The 14,908-nt window shown below is 57.0% G+C and carries 14 protein-coding genes; 10 read left to right on the forward strand and 4 right to left on the reverse strand.

Annotated features, from left to right (window positions below; all coding sequences use genetic code 11):
- Position 1: 1 nt before the first annotated feature.
- On the forward strand, positions 2 to 226 hold the full coding sequence (locus BUC26_RS06930; protein ID WP_143165938.1) for a hypothetical protein: 225 nt from the start codon (positions 2 to 4) through the stop codon (positions 224 to 226).
- Here the strand turns inward: BUC26_RS06930 and BUC26_RS06935 are convergent.
- Entirely contained in the window at positions 223 to 441 is a 219-nt protein-coding gene (locus BUC26_RS06935; protein WP_073374653.1) for a YgaP family membrane protein, read from the reverse strand. The genes BUC26_RS06930 and BUC26_RS06935 overlap by 4 nt on opposite strands.
- 34 nt (positions 442 to 475) lie before the next feature.
- On the reverse strand, positions 476 to 778 hold the full coding sequence (locus BUC26_RS06940) for an ArsR/SmtB family transcription factor (protein ID WP_073374655.1): 303 nt from the start codon (positions 776 to 778) through the stop codon (positions 476 to 478).
- A gap of 505 nt (positions 779 to 1,283) precedes the next feature.
- On the opposite strand from BUC26_RS06940, the gene acs reads away from it, so the two are divergent.
- Positions 1,284 to 3,272 carry an acetate--CoA ligase gene (gene acs / locus BUC26_RS06945; RefSeq protein ID WP_073374656.1) on the forward strand — a complete coding sequence of 663 codons (1,989 nt, stop codon included), beginning with the start codon at positions 1,284 to 1,286 and terminating at the stop codon, positions 3,270 to 3,272.
- A 164-nt stretch (positions 3,273 to 3,436) separates the two neighbouring features.
- Here acs and BUC26_RS06950 read toward each other — a convergent pair whose 3' ends face one another.
- Together BUC26_RS06950 and BUC26_RS06955 are read right to left on the reverse strand one after the other, a co-directional pair.
- Positions 3,437 to 4,195 carry a slipin family protein gene (locus BUC26_RS06950; protein WP_073374659.1) on the reverse strand — a complete coding sequence of 253 codons (759 nt, stop codon included), beginning with the start codon at positions 4,193 to 4,195 and terminating at the stop codon, positions 3,437 to 3,439.
- 22 nt (positions 4,196 to 4,217) lie between these two features.
- Positions 4,218 to 5,693 carry an NfeD family protein gene (locus tag BUC26_RS06955; RefSeq protein ID WP_073374661.1) on the reverse strand — a complete coding sequence of 492 codons (1,476 nt, stop codon included), beginning with the start codon at positions 5,691 to 5,693 and terminating at the stop codon, positions 4,218 to 4,220.
- Positions 5,694 to 5,991: 298 nt separating this feature from the next.
- Here BUC26_RS06955 and alaS point away from each other — a divergent pair, with 298 nt between their 5' ends.
- From alaS to BUC26_RS06995, 8 genes are all read left to right on the forward strand, one after another.
- Positions 5,992 to 8,646: an alanine--tRNA ligase gene (gene alaS / locus BUC26_RS06960; RefSeq protein ID WP_073374663.1), complete on the forward strand. Its 2,655-nt coding sequence runs from the start codon at positions 5,992 to 5,994 to the stop codon at positions 8,644 to 8,646.
- Between the two features lie 289 nt (positions 8,647 to 8,935).
- A complete protein-coding gene (locus BUC26_RS06965) occupies positions 8,936 to 9,361 on the forward strand; it encodes an ATP synthase F0 subunit B (protein ID WP_073374665.1) in 426 nt (141 codons plus the stop codon).
- A gap of 2 nt (positions 9,362 to 9,363) precedes the next feature.
- Positions 9,364 to 9,984, forward strand: a complete 621-nt coding sequence (locus BUC26_RS06970) for a F0F1 ATP synthase subunit B family protein (RefSeq protein WP_084540511.1) — start codon at positions 9,364 to 9,366, stop codon at positions 9,982 to 9,984.
- Positions 9,981 to 10,526 (forward strand): ATP synthase F1 subunit delta, encoded by a 546-nt coding sequence (locus BUC26_RS06975; RefSeq protein WP_073374667.1) that lies wholly within the window; start codon positions 9,981 to 9,983, stop codon positions 10,524 to 10,526. Before BUC26_RS06970 ends, BUC26_RS06975 begins: the two co-directional genes overlap by 4 nt.
- Entirely contained in the window at positions 10,527 to 12,050 is a 1,524-nt protein-coding gene (gene atpA / locus BUC26_RS06980; RefSeq protein WP_073374669.1) for a F0F1 ATP synthase subunit alpha, read from the forward strand.
- Between the two features lie 18 nt (positions 12,051 to 12,068).
- Complete coding sequence (atpG, locus tag BUC26_RS06985; RefSeq protein ID WP_073374670.1) at positions 12,069 to 12,947, forward strand: ATP synthase F1 subunit gamma; 879 nt, start codon at positions 12,069 to 12,071, stop codon at positions 12,945 to 12,947.
- 51 nt (positions 12,948 to 12,998) lie between these two features.
- Positions 12,999 to 14,405, forward strand: a complete 1,407-nt coding sequence (gene atpD / locus BUC26_RS06990) for a F0F1 ATP synthase subunit beta (protein WP_073374672.1) — start codon at positions 12,999 to 13,001, stop codon at positions 14,403 to 14,405.
- Positions 14,406 to 14,438: 33 nt separating this feature from the next.
- Positions 14,439 to 14,852 carry a F0F1 ATP synthase subunit epsilon gene (locus tag BUC26_RS06995; RefSeq protein WP_073374674.1) on the forward strand — a complete coding sequence of 138 codons (414 nt, stop codon included), beginning with the start codon at positions 14,439 to 14,441 and terminating at the stop codon, positions 14,850 to 14,852.
- The last annotated feature ends 56 nt before the right edge of the window (positions 14,853 to 14,908 follow it).

The following is a 14,908-nucleotide window of genomic DNA, read 5'->3' on the forward strand; positions in this document are numbered from 1 at the left end:
AATGAAAAAAAAGACCCAGCCGTTTCTCAAAGGACCGGCCCTGCTTGCACTGGCGCGCCGGAAAGCCGGTAGCCTCGGTATTGATCCGAGTAAGCACAAACTCGTCGAGTTGGTGCATCTGGTACAACAGCGGGAAGGCCACTGTGCCTGTTTCCGGAGACAGCGGGAATGCCAACAGCGGGCCTGCTGCTGGCAGGCTTCCTGTGGAGCGACGATGCGCGACTAGATCTGTCGCCGTTGTTCCGGAACACCCAGCGCCTTGAGAATGGCGCCAAGCGGGCAGAATTTCGAGAAGCCGAACTGCAGCAGGTTAGCGCCGACAAAGGCGGTGAACAGCAACCAGTAGCTGCTGTGAAAGAGCGGGCTTGCCTCGACGCCGAGCGACAGGCTGAAGAGAATAAAAAAGCCGGCGATGGCGTGAATCCAGTCGGTGATGGTCATGATCTCCTCCCAGCTTTCCTTCCGGTCGATTCGTTTATTCGTGTTCTGGACAGAATAAATGACGCATATTCTGGATAAGTTCGAGAATGCGCCGATCGGAAATTCGATTGTAGATGAAGTTGGCGTCTTTGCGAAAGTCGATGATTCCCTGACTTCGCAGGATATTGAGGTGCTGTGAAACATTGGCGTTGGTGGTCTTGACCTGGTGGCGCAGATCGCCGACGGACAACTCCTGTTCCTGGAGCAGGCAGAGAATTTTCAGGCGAATCGGGTGAGACATCGATTTCAGCAGCTTGGAAATGATTTCGATCTGCTCGTCTTTTACCGCAGCATCCATCGTGGCTCTCTCCTTTCATTCTTTGACGATCCGGAAACAGGCTGGTTGTGGTTTGGCTAAATTTTAGCTTTTAATTTAATTTTCAAGTAAAATTTGTAAAGCATTATTTTCCATGGCGGAAAACAATGACCTGTGACATACATTCGTTATGCGATGTGATCTCGACCGGGGATTGCGTGGCCTTGAGCCCGGTTCGAAGAGCACGTCGATATCCCTTTCAGCCCCTCGGAAGCGTTTTTGCAAAAACCGTATCGATCGATACGGAAGAGACGCGATCGCCCGGAAAAAGAAGAACCGGCGGTCGAGAAATAGCGGCCATTACATCAAAAAAATTGATTTTGATGTTAATCTATTCTAGATTGTGTGCGGGAGTGGCTAAAACAATCACGGTGCTCTGGAGACCGCGTGATTGTAGCCCGCTGCAGTTGATTTGTCAGCGAAGAAAAATGATCCCGGACAACAGGGGTAGCGGCCGGGCTGGAGAATTACTGGAAAGGAGAAACAAATGATTGATGTTGATGATAAAATCACCAGCTTGTTAAGTGAAAAACGAGTGTTCGAACCGCCGCAAGCCGGCCGGGAGACTGCTGCTGTCGGCGACCTGGAAAGCTATGAGCGGGAGTATCGCCGATCCATGGATGACCCGGAAGGGTATTGGGCCGAGCGGGCGCGCGAACTGGTGAGCTGGTTTACGCCGTGGGATCGTGTTCTTGATGCCGATTTGAGTAAACCGGAGGTGCGCTGGTTCGACGGGGCGACGCTCAATGTTTCCTATAATTGTCTCGATCGGCACCTGGCCAGCGGCAAACGCGACAAAACGGCGATCATCTGGCAGGGCGAACCGGATGAGGAAGTGCGCCGGTTTTCCTATGGCCAGTTGCATGAAGAGGTCTGCCGTTGTGCCAATGTCTTGAAAAAGATGGGCGTGAAAAAGGGTGACCGGGTAGCGGTCTACCTGCCGATGATTCCCGAACTGGCCATCACCCTGTTGGCCTGTGCCCGGATCGGCGCCATTCACTCGGTGGTGTTTGCCGGTTTTTCCGCGGTCAGCCTGCAAAATCGTATTCAGGACTGTGAGGCCCGTATCTTGGTGACTGCCGACGCGGTCCTGCGGGCCGGCAAGATCATTCCGCTTAAACCCAATGCCGATGAGGCCCTGGAGCAGTGTGAGTCGATCGAGCACTGTTTGGTGGTCCGCCGGGCCGGCTATGAAATCGGTATGCAGCTCGGGCGCGACAGCTGGTGGCATGAGGAGATGGAAGACGATGCGATCACCGCGGTCTGTGAACCGGAGCCGATGGCCGCCGAGGATATATTGTTCATTCTCTACACCTCCGGCTCCACCGGAAAGCCGAAGGGCGTCGTCCACACCACCGGCGGCTACCTGACCTATGCCCTGCACACGACGCAATGGGTGTTCGACTTGAAGGACGATGATGTCCACTGGTGTACCGCCGATATCGGCTGGATTACCGGTCACACCTACATCCTGTACGGACCGCTTGGCCTGGGCGGGACCACGGTGATGTTCGAGGGGGTGCCTTCCTACCCGGGACCGGATCGTTTCTGGCAGCTCGTCGAGAAATTCAAGGCGACCATTTTCTACACCGCGCCGACGGTCATCAGGGCCTTGATGCGCCATGGCGACGAGCCTCTGAAAAACAGGGATCTGTCGTCGTTGCGGATTCTCGGTTCGGTCGGCGAGCCGATCAACCCGGAGGCCTGGATGTGGTATCACCTGAATGTCGGCGGTGGTCGTTTGCCGATCGTCGATACCTGGTGGCAGACAGAAACCGGTGGAGTCATGATCTCGCCGCTCCCCTATGCAACTCCCTTGAAGCCGGGGTCGGCAACTCGGCCGCTACCCGGTATTGATGCGGCGATTCTCAATGAAGAAGGACAGCTGGCCGGCGCCAACGAAGGTGGCCACCTGGTTATCCGCCGGCCGTGGCCCGGGATGTTGCGCGGTGTATTCGGCGATCCGGAGCGCTACCGGACGACCTACTTCGAAGAATTTCCCGGTTTCTACGATGCCGGCGACGGGGCACGTTGTGACGAGGACGGCTATTTCTGGATCATGGGCCGTCTCGACGACGTGATAAATGTTTCCGGCCACCGTCTCGGCACCGCCGAGATCGAGTCGGCCCTCGTTTCCCACCCACGGGTTTCCGAGGCGGCGGTAGTCGGCATGCCCCATCCGATCAAGGGGCAGGCCATCTATGCCTTTGTCACGCTCAATGACGGTGTGGATGAGACGCCGGAACTGCTTACCGAACTGCGCGTTCACGTGCGCACCGAAATTGGCCCGATCGCGTCTCCCGACTCGATTCAGTATGCGCCCGGCCTACCGAAAACACGCAGCGGCAAGATCATGCGCCGCATCCTGCGCAAGATCGCCGCCGAGGACTTTGCGGATTTCGGGGATATCTCGACGCTGGCCGATCCGGGCGTCGTCGATGACCTGATTGCGGCCAAACAGTCGCTCAATCAATGAGCGGAAGCTTCGCCTCTTCGACACTCAATTCTTGATCCCCGGTCGAGCCGGGCAGGGTGTTTACAACACCTCTGCCTGGCACGACCCGTCCCTGAACTGCTCCTGTCGTGAATTTGCTTCGGGTGATTGCCGGCTTGTTGCGTCAGCCCCGGTAGCGGCCGGCCTCACGGTTGTTTCCCGAGCATCCCCTTGATGGTGTCGATGGGTACCGGAAAGATGATGGTCGAGTTCTTCTCACCGGCAATCTCGCCCAGGGTCTGCAGATAACGAAGCTGGATGGCGTTTTCGCTCTCGGCCAGTTTCTGGGCCGCCTCTACCAATTTCTGCGCCGCCTGCTGCTCGCCCTCGGCGTGGATCACCTTGGCGCGCCGTTGCCGTTCGGCCTCGGCCTGCTTGGCGATGGCGCGAATCATCGACTCGTCCAGGTCGACATGCTTGATCTCGACATTGGTCACCTTGACGCCCCACCCGTCCGTCTGGCGGTCGAGGATCTGCTGGATATCCTCGTTGAGTTTGTCTCTCTCGGACAGCATCTCGTCGAGTTCATGTTTGCCGAGCACGGAGCGCAGTGTGGTCTGGGCCAGCTGGCTGGTTGCGTCCATAAAGCGCTCGACGGCGATGATCGCTTTTTCCGGGTCGATGACCCGGTAATAGACCACCGCGTTGACCTTGACCGATACATTGTCGTAGGAGATGACGTCCTGGGTCGGCACGTCCATGACCACCGTACGCAGATCGACCCGCACTATCTGCTGGATGAACGGGATGACGATGATCAATCCGGGTCCCTTGACCTTGTCGAAGCGGCCGAGGGTAAAGATGACGCCACGTTCGTATTCACGCAGGATTTTGATCGTGTAGGCGATCAAGAGAATCAGCAGGACGACTATTATCGACGTGAATTGCAGTAAATCGATACCCATGGTTTTTCTCCTGGTTACTGGTTTACCGGTGGCGGCCGGTGGTTGACGCCGGCTCAGGCGTAACGGTCAGTACGAATCCCTGCGGCTCCATGCCGGTGATGCGCACCGTCTCACCGGCACTAACCGGTCGCTCGGCACGGGCCGACCAGTCTTCGCCCTGGACATGGACTCGACCAAGACCGTCGGTGAAATCGTCAACCGCTTCGGCCTGCAGGCCGATCATTGCTTCCCGGCCGCTGCTTCTTCGGGGTTTGGCGATGGTGCGGGCGGCATGCCAGACGATGATGCCGAAGATGGCTGCGGAGCTGACGGCCATGCCGGCGATCAGGCCGGTGTTGATCCGAAAATCGGGGACATCTGTATCGAACAGGATGATTGAACCGAAGATCATGGCGATGATGCCCCCGATTCCGAGGATGCCAAATGATGGCATGAAGAGTTCCACCGCGATCAGGGCTAATCCAAGCACGATAAGTGCCAGACCGGCGTAGTTGACCGGCAGGATCTGGAAGGAATAGAGGGCCAGCAGCAGGCAGATGCCGCCGATAACGCCGGGTACCAGTGCACCCGGATTGTAGCCCTCGAGAATTAACCCGTAGATACCGACCATCAACAGCATATAGGCCAGGGTCGGGTTGGTGATAATGGCCAGCAGGTCGGTACGCCAGTCGGTCTGTATCTCGATCGGTGTCAGGCCGGCGGTCGACAGGCGGTGCGAGCCCGATTCCATCTGCACCTGGCGGCCGTCGATGGCGGTCAACAGTTCCTCCAGGTCTCCGGCTATCACGTCAATGACGTTTTCCGCCAGCGCTTCGCTGGCGGTCAGGCTGACGGCTTCTCGTACCGCCCGTTCCGCCCAGTCACCGTTGCGGCCATGCCGCTCGGCCAACCCTTTGATGTAGGCGACCGCATCGTTGATGACCTTGCGGCTCATGGCATCTCCTGCCGGTTGTTCCGGTGCGGCCTCCTGCCCTGATGAGTCGTCCTGTCCATCTTCGGCCTCTTCGCGGTCTTTTACCTTGTTCCAGGCATCCCGCGCCCGTTCAAGAAGGGAAGGTTTGTCCTGCCCGCCGCCGATCTGCACCGGGGTCGCCGATCCCAAGTTTGTCGAAGGGGCCATCGCTGCGATATGGCTGGCGTAGAGGATATAGGTTCCGGCGCTTGCCGCCCGCGAACCGGCCGGGGCTACCCAGGTGGCCACCGGTACCTCGGCAGCCAGGATGGCCCGAATGATATCACGCATCGAGGCATCGAGTCCGCCGGGAGTATTGAGGCGCAGCACCAGCAGACCGGCATCCTCTTTTTCCGCTCGGGCCAGGCCGCGCAGGATATGGTCGCGGGTGGCCGGGCCGATCGCATCGTCAACGGTCAGCACAAAAGCTTTTCCGGCTTCGGCCGGGTCCTGCACTGCCAGAGCGCGGCCGCCGATCACCGCCAGAGCGGCGAGAAAAAGCAGCAGGCAGGTGCCTAACCATCTTGCTTGCTGTAAAGGTTTCATAGCTTCAAGATAAAGCGGCCGGTCTGCTGATTCAAGGGGTATGGGTCCGCCAGATGGCCGTTGACAGAAGAATTATTCGGGATTGCTGGCAAGAGAAGCGATTTTTCTCGCCGTCGGCGTCGGCAACCGGAGACAAAATAGTTTACTAATGCGCTATTTCTTGTACTTTTGGGCGAACAACTGAAATGACGTAACCGGCGATGGGGTATCTTTTCCACTGGTTCGAGCGGTTCGAATGACCGGTAACGGGAAGACGGCGAAAGTCCGACGCCGGCTAACAAGACAACGGGAAATGCATATGACAGGAAATGAAATACGTGCCAGATTTCTGGAATATTTCAAGAAAAACGGGCACACCGTCGTCGAGAGTTCTTCGCTCGTGCCCCAGAACGATCCGACCCTGCTCTTTACCAATGCCGGGATGGTCCAGTTCAAGACGGTATTCATGGGCGAGGAGAAACGGGATTATGTCCGCGCCGTTACCAGCCAGTGTTGTATGCGTGCCGGCGGCAAACATAACGATCTGGAGAATGTCGGTTATACTGCCCGGCACCACACCTTTTTCGAGATGCTTGGCAATTTCTCCTTTGGTGATTACTTCAAGGAGCAGGCCATTGCCTATGCCTGGGAATTCCTGACCGAAGAACTTGGTCTGCCGAAAGATAAACTGTGGGTGTCGGTTTTTCAGGACGACGATGAGGCCTTCTCCCTGTGGGAGCAGGTGGAGGGGCTGCCGTCCGGCCGGATCGTGCGGCTCGATGAAAAGGATAATTTCTGGGCAATGGGTGACACCGGCCCGTGCGGGCCGTGTTCGGAAATCCACATCGACCAGGGTATCGAGGCCGGCTGCGGCCGGGAGGAATGTGCCGTCGGCTGCGATTGCGACCGTTTTCTCGAGTTGTGGAACCTGGTATTCATGCAGTTCAATCGCATTGAAGACGGCTCTCTGGAACCGCTGCCGAAACCGAGCATCGACACCGGTATGGGTCTGGAGCGGGTGGCTGCGGTTCTGCAGGGCAAGTTCAATAACTACGATTCGGACCTGTTCACCCCGGTGATTTCTCGACTGGAGCAGCTGTCCGGTCGCCGCTACGGCGCGGATCGCTCCGATGATACGGCGATGCGGGTCATCGCCGACCATGCTCGGGCGACATCTTTTCTCGTCGCCGACGGGGTGCTGCCGTCCAACGAAGGGCGCGGTTATGTGCTGCGCCGGGTGATGCGCCGGGCGATCCGCTTCGGCAGGAATCTCGGCCTCGGTTCCCCGTTCATGTTCGCCGCCTGCTCGGCGGTGGTCGATTCGATGATCGGGGCCTACCCGCGTCTCCGTGATACGTTGGAGTTGCTTGAAAAAGTGGTGAACAACGAAGAAGCCCGCTTTAGTGAGACGCTTGAACACGGCCTGGCCATGCTCGATGAGGAGATCGCCCGTCAGCGGCAGAGCGGTACGCCGCGGATCGATGGCGAGTTTATTTTCAAGCTCTACGATACCTTCGGTTTCCCGGTCGATATCGTGCGTGATATTTCCCTGGAGCGGCAGATCTCCTTTGATGAAAACGGATTTCAGGCCGCTATGGAACGGCAGCGGCGGCAATCGCGGGCATCGCGGAAGGGTGAAGGGGTTCAGGTCAAGGACGCCGGGGTGAAACAACTGATTGAATCCGGGACCCGCTGCAGCTTTATCGGCTATCAGGCGTTGCAGACGACGACCACCGTGCAGGCCCTGCTCGATGAAGCGGGGCAGCAGGTTGCGGAGTTGGCTGCGGGCGGGCGGGGCCGGTTGTTTGTCGAGGCCACCCCGTTCTATGCCGAGTCGGGCGGCCAGGTCGGTGATGTCGGTGCGGTTATCTGGCCCGCCGGTCGGGCAACGGTCGAGACGGTACGGACCGAGGCGGACGGAGTGATCTTGCACCACGTGCTGGTGGCCGAAGGCACCCTGAGTTTGGGTGCTGAGGTCGAGATGGCCGTATCCGAGGCAGTCCGGCACGATACTGAAGCTAATCACAGCGCCACGCATCTTCTGCATGCAGCACTCCGCCGGACGCTCGGAGACCATGTGAAACAGGCCGGATCGCTGGTAACGCCCGACCGTCTGCGTTTTGACTTCACCCATTTTTCGGCGCTGACCGATGCGGAGATCGAGGCGGTCGAGGCACTGGTCAACCAGCAGATTCGTGCCAATCGGCAGGTCGGCACGAAAACGATGAGCCGGGCCGAGGCCTTCGATGAAGGCGCCATTGCATTGTTTGGTGAGAAATATGGCGAAACGGTGCGCCTGGTGCAGATCGATGCCATCAGCAAAGAATTGTGCGGTGGTACCCATGTGCCTGCGACCGGCGCCATCGGCCTTTTCAAGATCGTCGCCGAAACCGGTATTGCCGCCGGAGTGCGCCGTATCGAGGCAGTTACCGGACGTGCTGCGCTGGAACTGGTCCAGTCGTTGGCGCGGCGGGAAGCGGCGTTATGCCGACGGCTCAATACCGTCGGCGAAGAATTGGTCGATAAGCTCGACCATGTCCTTGAGCAACAGAAGAAGCTTGAGAAGCAGGTGGCGCTCCTGTCGACACAGCTGGCCAGTTCCGATCTCGATTCCGTTTTCGACAGTGGTGTGACGGTTGCCGGGGTGAGCGTCGTTGCCGCCCAGATCACACTGGACAATGCGAAAACCCTGCGCGAGGTCGGTGATCGCGTCCGTGATCGGCTTGGTTCCGGAGTTGCTGTCCTCGGTGGGGTTATCGACGGGAAGGCGGCGTTGATCGCCCTGGTTTCCAAAGATCTGACCGGCAGGATCAAGGCCGGCGAACTGGTCAATCGTGTCGCGCAGATGGTCGGCGGTAAAGGAGGCGGTCGGCCGGATATGGCTCAGGCCGGCGGGCCGATGGCCGACAAGATAAGCGACGCGATCGGGGCTGTTCCGGGGATAGTCGAGATGTTGCTCGCTGATCAGGCCTGACAGTTCGGCGTGGTCGTGCCGGCCGCTGATCGGCGATGTTCTTCTCCGCTGTGACAAACACTCCTGCCGGTTCGGGCAAAGAGAAAAAATGACTGTGGAGACGCGGAACTAAGCACAGATAAAGTAGTTGACATGGAGTAGGATATGCAGTAAAGGTTTTTTGCTATTGTGAATGGCCATTCATTTTCAAAACGGGTACCATTGACAAGAGTTGTGCAGGCCGAATGAGTTCGGATTCATTCCTTCGGGAATGCTTGTTTATACTACTGCAAAGCGGGAGCAAAGTAACATGGTCACCATCGACAAAACGTTGTTGTTCCAAATGATCAACGTGGTAATCCTGATGTTTCTGCTCAATGGGGTGCTGTACAAGCCGATCAAGAAGATCCTCAAAGAGCGGGCCGAGAAGATGCTCGGAATGCAATCCGACATCGCCAAGTTCGACAAGAATGCGCGACTCAGGCAGCAGGAAGTGGACGCCAAGATGGCCAAAGCTTCAGGCAAGGCAAAGGCGGCTCTCGACGCCGCCCGGGCGGAGGCACAGGCTGCTGGAGATGAGAAATTGGCTTCGATCAAGGCGGAGGTCGATTCGTACAAGGAAAAACAGATGGCTGAGATCACTGCCCAGATTGACACGGCTCGCAGTGGTCTGCAGGCCAATCTGCAAGGGTTTGCGACGGAAATGGCGAGCAAAATTCTGGGGAGGGCGATCTAACCATGAAAACGATGATCAATACCGCCCGACAGTGTAAGATGGCGCCTCTCTGCGGCGTGGCCGCGGCGCTCCTTTTCTTGCTGCTTCCGGGAATCGTACTCGCCGCAAGCGGCGGCCATGGCGAGGGGGGTAGCCTTTCGTCGGAAAAACTGTGGGATTTGTTCTGGCGCGTGATCAACTTCGCCGTGCTGATGTTCCTGCTGGTCAAATTCGGCGCCAAGCCGATTGCGGGCGCTCTTGGCGGTCGGCAGAAGCGAATCAGGGAAGAGTTGCAGGATCTCGAGCGCCGTCGTGACGAAGCGGAGCGGCAATACCGGGAATTCGAGGCGAAGCTGGCTTCGGTGGAAAAGGATATTGATACCATCGTCGCCCGGGCGGTAGCCCAGGCCGAAATCGAAAAGGCAAAGATCATCGAGAAGGCCGAAAAAGCCGTCGGTGATCTCCAACGTCAATCGGAACTGGCCATCCATAACGAGATTGTCGAGGCACGTCGGAGCTTGCAAAACGAGATTACCGAACAGGCTGCTGCAATGGCTGAAGAGCTGATTGTAAAGAATCTGAAGCCCGAGGATCAGGTTCAGATCATCGAAAATTATCTCAATAAGGTAGGGGCCGTACAGTGAAACAGACAATTCTCGCGAAACGGTACGCCAAGGCGTTGTTTGCCATCGGCAAGGAAGACGGCAAGTATGAGGCCTATAATGAAGCGCTCCAGGGAATAGCCGAGCTTTTTGCAACGACCCCGGAGGTGGAAGACGCCTTGACCAATCCCCTGTATCCTCTTGATGTCAGGGAAAAAGCGATGACCGCGATCATCAAGGCAATCGGAGCCGATACGGTCACCGGTAATTTCCTCACCCTGCTGGTCCAGAAAAAACGGGCAGTGATCATACCCGAGATCGCCGAGTCGTTTCAGGTCATGGTTGATGAAGACAAGAACATCAGTCATGGCATGGTTGTTTCGGCCATAGAACTCACTACGGAATTAAGAGAGAAAATTCAAGATACGTTAGAGAAATTAACTGGCAAGAAGGTTGAGCTGACTGCTTCGGTCGACCCCTCGATTATCGGCGGTATTGTGGCCAAGGTAGGGGACGTGGTTCTGGATGGAAGCATCAGGACACAGCTTGCAAGTTTAAAAGATTCCATCAAGGGGAGAGAATAGATGCAGATCAAAGCCGAAGAAATCAGCCAGATTATCAAAGACCAGATTGGTGAGTTCCAGACCAAGGTGGACCTTGACGAAACCGGAACGGTCATCTCCGTCGGTGACGGTATCGCCCGTGTCTACGGTGTCCAGAATTGCATGGCCATGGAGCTCCTCGAGTTCCCCGGCGGCATCATGGGGCTGGCCCTGAACCTCGAAGAAGATAACGTCGGTTGTGCTGTCCTCGGTAGCGTCAATGCGATCAAGGAAGGGGATATCGTCAAGCGGACCGGACGTATCGCCCAGGTTCCCGTCGGTCCGGAGATGGAGGGTCGCGTAGTTGACGGTATTGGCCAGCCCATCGATGGACAGGGCCCGATCAATGCAAAGAACTTTTCAAAGATTGAGGTCATCGCCCCCGGCGTTATCGCCCGGAAGGGTGTCCATGAGCCGATGTACACCGGAGCCAAGGCCGTCGATGCAATGACCCCGGTCGGACGGGGGCAGCGCGAGTTGGTCATCGGCGACCGGCAGATCGGTAAGACGGCGCTCTGTGTCGATGCGATCATCGCCCAGAAGGAAACCGACGTTCATTGCATCTATGTTGCCGTCGGCCAGAAGAAATCAACGGTTGCCCTGGTCGTCGAGGCGCTGCGTAAGCACGGTGCCATGGAGTATACCACCGTTGTCTCCGCCTGTGCCTCCGATCCGGCGCCGATGCAGTACATTGCCCCGTTCGCCGGCTGCTCGATGGGTGAATATTTTCGGGACAACGGTCAGCACGCCTTGATCATCTACGACGATCTCTCCAAGCAGGCTGTCTCCTACCGTGAGCTGTCGCTGCTGCTGCGCCGCCCACCCGGCCGTGAGGCATTCCCCGGCGATATTTTCTTCAACCACTCCCGTCTGCTCGAACGAGCTTCCAAGGTCAACGACGAACTCGGTGCCGGATCATTGACCGCTCTGCCGATTATCGAGACCCAGGCCGGCGATGTTTCCGCCTTCATTCCGACCAACGTTATTTCGATCACCGACGGCCAGGTCTACCTGGAACCGAACTTGTTCTTTTCCGGTGTCCGTCCTGCGATCAATGTCGGTCTCTCGGTTTCGCGTGTCGGTGGCGCCGCTCAGGTGAAAGCGATGAAGCAGGTAGCCGGAACCCTGCGCCTTGATCTGGCCCAGTATCGTGAACTCGCCGCCTTTGCCGCGTTCGGTTCCGATCTCGATGCCAAGACCCAGGCCCAGTTGACCCGCGGCGAGCGATTGGTCGAGATTCTCAAACAGCCGCAGTATCAACCGCTGCCGATGGAAAAGCAAGTCACCATTCTCTATGCCGGAACCAAAGGCTACCTGGACAAACTGCCGGTGGACACCCTCGCGGATTACGAGAATGAGCTGTATAATTACATCGAATCGAACGAACCGTCGATCTTCAGCGATCTTAAAGAGCAGAAGGAATTTACCGACGCCATCAAGGAAAAACTCGATAAGGTGCTGGCGAGCTTCGGTGATACTTTCAAGGCAACAAAAGGTCTTAACTAATTTAGGGAAGGTCCAGTTATGCCGAGCTTAAAAGATGTCAAAACGAAGATTGGTGGTGTCAAAAAGACAGCACAGATCACCAAGGCGATGAACATGGTGGCGTCCGCCAGATTACGGGGCGCCCAGGATAAGATGGAGGCGTTCCGCCCCTATACCGCCAAGTTCAACGAAGCCATGTCCAACCTGTCCAGTCGATCCAGTAGTGGCGGCAACTTCCCGCTGATGGAAAAACGCGACGTGAAGACGGTCGAGTTGGTGGTCGTCACCTCGGATCGCGGACTGTGCGGCTCTTTCAATTCAAATATCGGAAAACTGGCCGAGCGCACCATGCGGGAGTACGAGGCCCAGGGCAAGCCGGTCAGTTTTGTCTGTGTCGGGAAAAAGGGATTCCAATATCTGAAGAAGACAGAGAAGGTTCGCAAGGTTTACCGGGACATTATGGGCACCTTCCAGATGTTCAATGCCCGAGAGATAGCCACCGAGGTGTCGCAGAATTTTCTTGCTGGCGGGTCGGACAAGGTCGAAATCATTTTCAGCGAGTTCCGCTCCGTGGCGGTTCAGCGACCGACCGGCCATGATTTCCTACCGGTGCAGCCGAGTGAGGCGACCGAAGGTGAATCAACCGCAGCCAAGATCTCCGGGGAATACATTTACGAGCCGTCGGTCGAAGAGATCATGGATGTGCTGCAGCCGTTGTATCTCAATGTCATGATCTATCATGCCATGCTCGAGGTCGGCGCCAGCGAGCACGCGGCCCGAATGACCGCGATGGATAATGCGACCAACGCCTGTAAAGATATCATTTCCAAGCTGACCATTTTGTATAACAAGGCTCGCCAGGCTGCAATCACTGCAGAGCTGATGGATATCGTTGGCGGTGCCGAAGCCCTTAAATAATATGTCATAAATTTCAGGATAATCTCAAACTTATAGGAGGGGTTAGGCCCGATGAGTGAGCAGAGAATAGGAAAGGTATTACAGGTCATTGGACCTGTAGTCGATGTGGAGTTTGAGGCGGGTAATCTGCCCAATATCATGAGTGCGCTGATGGTCAGCAACCCGGCTATTTCCGATGAACCCGACAATCTGGTTATCGAGGTGGCCCTGCATTTGGGCGACAATGTCTGCCGCTGCATCGCGATGGATCAGACCGACGGTCTGGTGCGTGGCATGGAGGCACGGGACACCGGTTCGCCGATCACTATCCCGGTCGGGGAACCGTCGCTTGGCCGGATCATGAACGTAGTCGGTCGCCCCGTCGACGGATTGGGACCGATTACGTCCGACAAGACCATGCCGATCCATCGTCCGGCTCCGAGCTTTACCGAGCAGGACACCGAAGTCCGCGTTCTGGTGACCGGTATCAAGGTCATCGACTTGCTGGTACCGTTCCCGCTCGGTGGCAAGATGGGGTTGTTCGGCGGCGCCGGTTGCGGCAAGACCGTTATCATGATGGAGATGGTCAATAACATTGCCATGCACCACGGCGGTATTTCCGTATTCTGTGGTGTCGGTGAGCGTACTCGTGAAGGAAACGATCTCTACCACGAGATGAAGGACTCCGGTGTTCTGCCGAAAGCCGCTCTGATCTACGGCCAGATGACGGAACCGCCCGGTGCCCGCGCCCGGGTCGGGCTGACCGGCCTGACGGCGGCCGAGTATTTCCGTGACGAGGAAGGCCAGGACGTGTTGTTCTTCGTCGATAATATCTTCCGGTTCACCCAGGCCGGTTCCGAGGTGTCCGCCCTGCTCGGCCGTATCCCGTCGGCCGTTGGTTATCAGCCGACCCTGGCCACAGACCTTGGTGCACTACAGGAGCGCATCACATCGACGACGAAGGGCTCCATCACCGCTGTTCAGTGTGTCTACGTACCCGCAGACGACTTGACCGACCCGGCTCCGGCGACAACTTTTGCCCATCTTGACGGTACTGTTGTTCTCTCCCGTCAGATTGCCGAGCTCGGCATCTACCCGGCCGTTGATCCGCTCGATTCAACGTCGAGGATCCTCGATCCGAACGTTATCGGCGAGGAGCACTACCTGGCTGCCCGCGGTGTTCAGGTAAGCTTGCAGAAGTACAAAGATCTTCAGGATATTATTGCTATTCTCGGCATGGACGAGCTTTCCGAGGAGGATCAAGTCACCGTTACCCGGGCTCGTAAGATTCAACGTTTTCTGTCGCAACCGTTCCATGTCGCCGAGGTTTTTACCGGCATGGCCGGCAAGTTCGTCAAGGTTGAAGACACGGTCAAGGGGTTCAAGGAAATCCTCGAAGGCAAACACGATGATCTCCCCGAGACTGCTTTCTATATGGTTGGCACCATTGAGGAAGCTCGCGAGAAGGCAGCGAAGTAAGGGTATTGTCACTGAAGATCAGAGGGAGATGAGATGGCACAGCAGATAGCATTGGAGGTGGTTACTCCCACCGGCGCAGTGGTCAACGAAGAGGTCGACATTGTCAATGCCCCGGGGTATGGAGGTGACTTCGGTGTCCTGGCCAACCATGCTCCGTTCCTCTCCACCATCAAAATCGGTATTTTGTCATACGAAATCGGCAAAAAACGCGAGTTTTTGATGATCAGCGGCGGTTTTTGCGAAGTATCCAACAATAAAATCACCTTTCTGGTAGAGAGTGCGGAATTTGGTCACCAGATTGATGTGGATCGTGCCATGAAGGCCAAGGAGCGCGCTGAGAAGCGACTCGCCCAGGCTGCCTCGCACGATGAATCAATAAATGTGACCCGGGCGGAAGCCGCTCTGCAAAGGGCATTGTCCCGGATCAAGGCAGCCAGTACCAGATAGCTGCTCGTACCGCAGAACAAAAAAAGGGACGGACCCCTGGCGGGGCCCGTCCCTTT

This window comes from Desulfofustis glycolicus DSM 9705 (genome assembly GCF_900130015.1).
Taxonomy (GTDB): Bacteria; Desulfobacterota; Desulfobulbia; order Desulfobulbales; family Desulfocapsaceae; genus Desulfofustis; species Desulfofustis glycolicus.